Source organism: Pengzhenrongella sp. (genome assembly GCF_036565025.1).
GTDB lineage: Bacteria > Actinomycetota > Actinomycetes > Actinomycetales > Cellulomonadaceae > Pengzhenrongella.
This window is the reverse complement of sequence record NZ_DATCNW010000135.1, coordinates 1-7,264: the sequence shown is the minus strand read 5'-3', so window position 1 is coordinate 7,264 and position 7,264 is coordinate 1. Positions and strand designations below refer to the sequence as shown.

Below are 7,264 nucleotides of genomic sequence, written 5' to 3'. Positions count from 1 at the left end.
CCACGGCACTGAGCGGCCCCGGAACCGACGGGGTCGCCCGCCGCTCAGCGGTCGCCGACCTGGTCGTCACGCGGCTGGAGGAGCTGTGGAGCTCCGCCGTCGAGGGTCTCGGCGACGCGGAGACCGACGAGGGCGGCGGGGTCACCGGCATCGCCCTCGCGGCGGTCGGCAGCGTCGGGCGCGGCGACCCGAGCCCGGCGAGCGACCTCGACCTGGTGCTCGTGCACGACGGGCGCGGGCACTCCGCCGCGCAGCTCTCGGCCCTCGCCGAGCGGCTCTGGTACCCGATCTGGGATGCCGGCCTGGACCTGGACCACTCCGTGCGCTCGCTCGCGCAGTGCCGCCAGGTCGCCTCCAAGGACCTGCCCGCGGCCGTGGGCCTGCTCGACCTGCGCCCGGTGGCCGGGGACGCCGTCGTCGTGCACCGGGCCAAGTCGGCCCTGCTGACCGACTGGCGCTCGGCCGCCCGGCGTCGACTGCCCGAGCTGCTCGCGTCCACCCGGACGCGCGCCGAGCGCAACGGCGAGCTCGCGTACCTGATCGAGCCCGACCTGAAAGAGGCCCGCGGCGGGATCCGGGACGCCATCGTGCTCTCGGCGCTGGCCGCGACCTGGCTCACCGACCGCCCGCACGGCGCCGTCGACCAGGCGCACGCGCACCTGCTCGACGTGCGCGACGCCGTCCAGGTCGTCACCCGACGGCGCACGAACCGCCTGCTGCTCGCCGACCAGGAGGAGGTCGCGGCGATGTGCTCGTTCGACGACTCGGACGACCTGCTGGCGAGCCTCGCCGAGGCCGGCCGGATCGTGTCCTACGCGCTGGACACGACGGTGCGGCACGCCCGCCAGGCGCTGCAGCGGCCCGTCATCACGCGCCGGCCCGTGCTCATCCGGGGCCGGCGCCACGCCCCCAGCCTGCGGTCCGTGGGGGAGGGGCTGGTCGAGCACGACGGCGAGCTCGTGCTCGGCACCGACGCGCGCCCGAAGAGCGACCCGCTGCTCTCGCTGCGCGCGGCCGCGACCGCCGCGCGCACCGGGCTGAACCTCTCCCCGGTCACGGTCGCGAGCCTGACGCAGACCCCCGACCTGCCCGTCCCGTGGCCGAAGGCGGCCCGCGAGTCGCTGCTCACGCTGCTCGCGACCGGGCAGGCGCAGGTCCCGGTGTGGGAGGCCCTCGACCTCGCCGGCGTCGTGACCACCTGGATTCCCGAGTGGGCGGCCGTGCGGAACCGGCCCCAGCGTTCGGCGATCCACCGGCACACCGTCGACCGGCACATGATCGAGACGGTCGCGCGGGCCGCGCGCGCGCAGCGGACCACCGAGCGCTCCTCGGTGCTCCTGCTGGCCGCACTGTTCCACGACATCGGCAAGCGACCGGGCACGCGCGACCACTCGGCCGAGGGCGCCCTGCTGATCACTCCCATGCTCGACCGCATGGGGTTCCCCGCGGCGGACGTCGCCGATGTCACCCGGCTGGTGCGGCACCACCTCACGCTCGCCGACCTCGCGACGACCCGTGACCCGGACGACCCGGCGACCCTCGCGACGCTCCTGGACGCCGTCGACCACCGCTCCGAGATGCTCGAGATGCTGCGCACGCTGACCGAGGCGGACGCCTCGGCGGCCGGCCCGAGCGCCTGGACTGCGTGGCGGGCGCGGCTCATCGACGACCTGACCCGCCAGGGTGCGGCGGCCCTGGCGGGTACGCTGGACCGTCCTAGACCCACGAATGAACGGTGAGGATCTCCCGGTGTTCGCCAGCCTGTCCGACCGACTGACCTCGACCTTCAAGAACCTGCGCACCAAGGGCCGGCTCTCCGAGGCCGACATCGACGCGACCGTGCGCGAGATCCGTCGAGCCCTGCTCGACGCCGACGTCGCCGTGACCGTCGTGCGCTCCTTCACCGGCAAGGTGCGCGAGCGCGCCCTGTCCGCCGAGGTCTCCGGCGCCCTCAACCCGGCGCAGCAGGTCGTGAAGATCGTCAACGACGAGCTCGTCGCGATCCTCGGCGGCGCGAACCGTCCGCTGGTCTTCGCGAAGACGCCGCCGACCGTGATCCTGCTCGCAGGCCTGCAGGGCGCCGGCAAGACGACGCTCGCCGGCAAGCTCGCGCTGCACCTGAAGAGCCAGGGCCACACCCCGCTGCTCGTCGCGGCGGACCTCCAGCGCCCGAACGCCGTCACCCAGCTGCAGATCGTGGGGGAGCGGGCCGGGGTCCCCGTGTTCGCTCCGCACCCCGGGACCCAGGGCCACGCCGACGCCGTCGCCCTCGCCACGGGTGACCCGGTCGCCGTCGCGCGCGAGGGCCTCGCCACCGCGCACACCCGCCAGCACGACGTCGTCATCGTGGACACCGCGGGCCGGCTCGGGGTCGACGCCGAGCTGATGGCGCAGGCCGCCGCGATCCGGGACGCGCTGGACCCCGACGAGATCCTGTTCGTGATCGACGCGATGATCGGCCAGGACGCGGTCGCCACCGCCCAGGCCTTCCAGGAGGGCGTCGGGTTCACCGGCGTCGTGCTGACCAAGCTCGACGGCGACGCGCGCGGTGGCGCGGCGCTCTCGGTGGCCTCGGTGACCGGGGTCCCGATCCTGTTCGCGTCGACCGGTGAGAAGCTCACCGAGTTCGAGGTGTTCCACCCGGACCGGATGGCCTCGCGCATCCTCGACATGGGTGACGTCCTCACCCTGATCGAGCACGCCGAGAAGGCGTTCGACGCCGACCAGGCCGAGGAGATGGCCGCCAAGATCGCCTCGGGCGACGGCTTCACCCTCGAGGACTTCCTCACCCAGATGCAGCAGCTCAAGACGATGGGCTCGATGAAGAAGATGCTGGGGATGCTCCCCGGCATGGGCCAGATGCGCGAGGCGATCGACAACTTCGACGAGCGCGAGGTCGACCGCGTCGAGGCCATCGTCCGCTCGATGACCCCCGGCGAGCGGCGCACCCCCAAGATCATCAACGGCTCGCGCCGCGCGCGGATCGCGCGCGGTTCGGGCACCACGCCGACCGACGTGAACCAGCTCCTCGAGCGGTTCGACGGCGCGCGCAAGATGATGGCGCAGATGAGCCGCGGCGGCGGGATGCCGGGCATGCCCGGCATGGGCAGCGGCAAGAAGGGCAAGGGCCGCACTGCTCCGCCGGTGCGCGGCAAGAAGGGCAAGTCGGGGAACCCGGCCAAGCGCGCCGAGCAGGAGCGCCTGGCGATCGACCGCGGTGCGGGGATCGCGCCGGCCGCGCCGAAGGGCTCGTCCTTCGGGCTGGGTGCCCCGAAGCAGGCGCCGGCCGACGCCGACCCGGCATCGCTCGAGCTGCCCGCCGGCCTGGAGAAGTTCCTCGGCCGCTGACCCTCGCACCCCTCCGGGGGACTGGGAGGGCTGTCGGGGGCGGTTCGGGTTGGGGCGGGGGCTGGGGTCTGGCACAATGACCCGCTGTACCCGTTGCGTCGGACCCTCTAGCCGGCGTGATGTGTCCTTAGGCTTGACGGCCCAACTCTGTGCCCCCACGGGACGGGACGTCCGGCCACCCCAGCAGAAACCAGGAGAGACCACCACCGTGGCCACGAAGATTCGTCTGAAGCGTTTTGGCAAGATCCGTCAGCCGTACTACCGCATCGTCGTCGCGGACTCGCGCAAGAAGCGTGATGGTCGCGTGATCGAGGAGATCGGCAAGTACCACCCCACCGAGGAGCCTTCGCTCATCGAGATCGACGGCGAGCGCGCGCAGTACTGGCTCGGGGTCGGCGCACAGCCGACCGAGCAGGTCGCCGTGCTGCTGAAGATCACGGGTGACTGGCAGAAGTTCAAGGGCCTGCCGGGTGCCGAGGGCACCCTGAAGGTCAAGGCACCCAAGGCCGACCCGAAGGACCTCATCGAGGCCGTCAGCGTCGCCGCGGAGAAGTCCAAGGCGAAGGCGTCGGAGAAGCGGGCCAGTGCGGCCGCTGCCGCGAGCAAGGCCGCCGAGGCCGCTGCGGACAAGCAGGCCTGATGATGCTGGCGGATGCGCTCGAGCACCTGGTGCGCGGCATCGTGGACCACCCGGACGACGTCCAGGTCGCCGCGAAGCCGCTGCGCCGGGGCGAGCTGCTCGAGGTCCGGGTTCACCCCGAGGACCTCGGGCGCGTGATCGGTCGGGGCGGGCGCACAGCGCGCGCGCTTCGCACCGTGGTCGGCGCGCTCGCCATTGACGGACCGGTCCGCATCGACGTCGTGGACGTCGACCGCCGCTGAGAAGTCGCAGCACTGCACCACGCAGCACCGAACGAAACGAAGCCCGGTCCCCTCGCTGGGGACCGGGCTTCGTCGTCCGTTCGGCGCCCGTCGCAGCCACGAACACGCACGTCTTACGAACGACGCACGTCCCACGACCATCACGTCCCGCGGAGGATTTCCCATGCAGCTCACGGTCGCCCGGATCGGTCGCGCCCACGGGCTGCGCGGCGAGGTCGCTCTCGACCTGCGCACCGATGCGCCCGAGCAGCGGCTGACGGTCGGGGCGGTGCTCGCGACCGAGCCCGCCGACGTCGGCCCGCTCACCATCGCCGGCGTCCGCCAGCTGCACGACAAGTGGTTCCTCACCTTCACCGAGGCGACCGACCGCACCGCCGCGGAGCGCCTGCGCGGCGTGGAGCTGCTCGCCGAGCCCACCGCGGATGAGGACGACGAGGACTCCTGGTACCCGCACGAGCTCGCCGGCCTGCGTGCCGAGCACGTCGACGGTCGCCTGCTGGGCACCATCGCCGGCCTGGAGCACCTGCCCGCGCAGGACGTGCTCGTGCTGGTCGAGGAGTCCGGCGCCCGCACGCTCGTCCCGTTCGTGCGCGCCATCGTGCCGGTGGTCGACGTCGCCGGCGGGCGCGTCGTGCTCGACCCGCCCGGCGGCCTGCTCGCCTGCGACGTCGCGAACCTGGTGATCTCCGAGGAGACCGGTTCGCCGGCGGGTTCGGGCGAGGCCTGACGTGCGCATCGACGTCGTCTCGATCTTCCCCGACTACCTCGCGCCGCTGAGCCTGTCCCTCGTGGGCAAGGCGCGCACGGCGGGGATCCTGGACGTGCAGGTGCACGACCTGCGGTCCTGGGCCACCGACCGGCACCACACCGTGGACGACACCCCGGCGGGCGGCGGCGCCGGGATGGTCATGCGCCCCGACGTGTGGGGCGCGGCGCTCGACGACGTGCTGACGCCGGACGCGCACCTGCTGATCCCCACGCCGTCGGGCACGACCTTCACGCAGCGCACCGCCGAGACCCTCGCGACCGAGCAGCACCTGGTCCTGGCCTGCGGGCGGTACGAGGGCATCGACGCGCGGGTCGCCGAGCACTACCGCGCCAGCGGGACGCGCGTGAGCGAGATCTCGATCGGTGACTACGTGCTCGGTGGCGGCGAGGCCGCCGCGCTCGTCGTCGTCGAGGCGGTCACCCGGCTGCTGCCTGGCGTCGTAGGCAACCCGCACTCGCTCGTGGAGGAGTCGCACGGGGTGGCGGGCCTGCTCGAGTACCCCGTGTACACCAAGCCCCCGGCCTGGTCCGGGCTCGACGTGCCCGAGGTCCTCACCTCGGGGCACCACCGCAAGATCGAGCGCTGGCGCCGCGACCAGGCGCTGACCCGCACCGCGGCCAGGCGCCCGGACCTGCTGGCGGCGCTCGACGTCGCCGCGCTCGACAAGCGGGACCTCGCGCAGCTTTCGGAGCTCGGCTGGGTCGTCGTCGGCGGCGCGCTGCGGCCTGTGGCAGAATGACCGGTCGGTGTGCGCCGGTCGCGTCTCTGCCACAGGGGAGACGACCACGATCTTGGGCGCACCCGCGGAACCAACGCCAACGGGACCTCCCCCAGGGGGGTCCCCGACAACGCGTCTGACCTGTGGCAGCGCGAGGAAGCGAATGAACATGCATACTCTCGACGCCGTCGATGCGCCATCGCTGCGCACCGACATCCCGGCATTCCGTGCCGGGGACACCCTCAAGGTCAACGTCAAGGTCGTCGAAGGCACGCGCTCGCGCGTCCAGGTCTTCCAGGGCATCGTCATCTCGCGCGCCGGTGGCGGCGTGCGGGAGACCTTCACCGTCCGCAAGATCAGCTTCGGCTGCGGAGTCGAGCGCACCTTCCCGGTGCACTCCCCGGCTCTGGACTCGGTCGAGGTCCTCGTCCGCGGTGATGTCCGCCGCGCGAAGCTGTACTACCTGCGCGCACTGCGCGGCAAGAAGGCGAAGATCAAGGAGAAGCGCGAGACCCCCAAGGCCAAGCAGGCCTGAGGGACTCTCGACAGCTCTCGCCCAGGGGCAGCCACCGATCCGGTGGCCGCTCCTGCGGTGCATCTGGGGGAAATCTGGGCCGAATCCCGCATTGGTGGGCGCGCCGGGGCCGACACGTTAGGACGAGCCGCACACGCAGTGGCACAGTGTTCGCGTGATCGACCATCCCGAGTCAGCGTCCCCGCAGCATCGCTCCGAGGCGCACCCCGCGCGGCAGGCGCCGGCGTCCCGCGGCGGTTCCTGGCTCCGGGAGACGGTGATCATCCTGATCGGCGCGCTGCTGCTGTCGCTGATCATCAAGACCTTCCTGGTGCAGGCGTTCTTCATCCCCAGCGCGTCCATGGAGAACACCCTCGAGATCGGCGACCGGGTGCTCGTGAGCAAGCTCGACCCCGGCCCGTTCGAGCTCAAGCGCGGCGACGTCGTGGTGTTCAAGGACCCCGGCGGCTGGCTGCCCCCCGTCGCCGCGGCCCAGAAGAGCAAGGTCCGCACGGTGATCGACGACGCCATGACCTTCGTCGGACTGCTGCCGCCCGATTCCGGGGAGCACCTGATCAAGCGCGTGATCGGGCTGCCCGGTGACAAGGTCGCGTGCTGCGACGACGCGGGCCGGGTGACGGTGAACGGCGTCGGTCTGCACGAGCCGCAGCTCAAGCCGGGCTCCGTGCCCAGCGAGGTGCCGTTCAGCATCACGGTTCCCGCGCATAGCCTGTGGGTCATGGGGGACAACCGGCAGAACTCGCGCGACTCGCGCGGGCACCTGGGCGATCCGGGCGGCGGCGCCATCCCGGAGGCGAACGTCGTCGGGGTCGCGTTCGCGCGCGTGTGGCCGGTGGACCGGATGGCCCTGCTGCGCAACCCGTCCGCCAACTTCGCGGGCGTGCCGGCGGCCCCATCGCCATGAGCGCGCCCGACCTCATGGGTGTGCCCATGCTGCCGGCGGCGCCCGTGACGCGCCGGGCAGCGGCTCGCCCGAGGGCCGCCCGCCCGGCGACCGGCCGCTCCCGTACCC

General features: G+C 72.6%; 8 protein-coding genes. All 8 read left to right on the top strand.

Annotated features, from left to right (window positions below; translation table 11 throughout):
- On the top strand, positions 1–1,739 hold a 1,739-nt coding region (locus VIM26_RS07675; RefSeq protein WP_331949806.1), incomplete at its 5' end, for a [protein-PII] uridylyltransferase.
- A gap of 10 nt (positions 1,740–1,749) precedes the next feature.
- On the top strand, positions 1,750–3,348 hold the full coding sequence (gene ffh, locus VIM26_RS07670) for a signal recognition particle protein (RefSeq protein WP_331949804.1): 1,599 nt from the start codon (positions 1,750–1,752) through the stop codon (positions 3,346–3,348).
- A gap of 208 nt (positions 3,349–3,556) precedes the next feature.
- Positions 3,557–3,988: a 30S ribosomal protein S16 gene (gene rpsP / locus VIM26_RS07665; RefSeq protein WP_331949802.1), complete on the top strand. Its 432-nt coding sequence runs from the start codon at positions 3,557–3,559 to the stop codon at positions 3,986–3,988.
- Between the two features lie 2 nt (positions 3,989–3,990).
- Positions 3,991–4,230 carry an RNA-binding protein gene (locus tag VIM26_RS07660; protein WP_331949810.1) on the top strand — a complete coding sequence of 80 codons (240 nt, stop codon included), beginning with the start codon at positions 3,991–3,993 and terminating at the stop codon, positions 4,228–4,230.
- A gap of 163 nt (positions 4,231–4,393) precedes the next feature.
- Positions 4,394–4,957, top strand: coding sequence for a ribosome maturation factor RimM (rimM, locus tag VIM26_RS07655; RefSeq protein ID WP_331949800.1), 564 nt, complete (start codon positions 4,394–4,396; stop codon positions 4,955–4,957).
- 1 nt (position 4,958) lies between these two features.
- Positions 4,959–5,738: a tRNA (guanosine(37)-N1)-methyltransferase TrmD gene (trmD, locus tag VIM26_RS07650; protein WP_331949798.1), complete on the top strand. Its 780-nt coding sequence runs from the start codon at positions 4,959–4,961 to the stop codon at positions 5,736–5,738.
- 148 nt (positions 5,739–5,886) lie between these two features.
- Positions 5,887–6,252 carry a 50S ribosomal protein L19 gene (gene rplS, locus VIM26_RS07645; RefSeq protein WP_331949808.1) on the top strand — a complete coding sequence of 122 codons (366 nt, stop codon included), beginning with the start codon at positions 5,887–5,889 and terminating at the stop codon, positions 6,250–6,252.
- A gap of 154 nt (positions 6,253–6,406) precedes the next feature.
- Entirely contained in the window at positions 6,407–7,156 is a 750-nt protein-coding gene (gene lepB, locus VIM26_RS07640) for a signal peptidase I (protein WP_331949796.1), read from the top strand.
- Positions 7,157–7,264 lie beyond the last annotated feature (108 nt).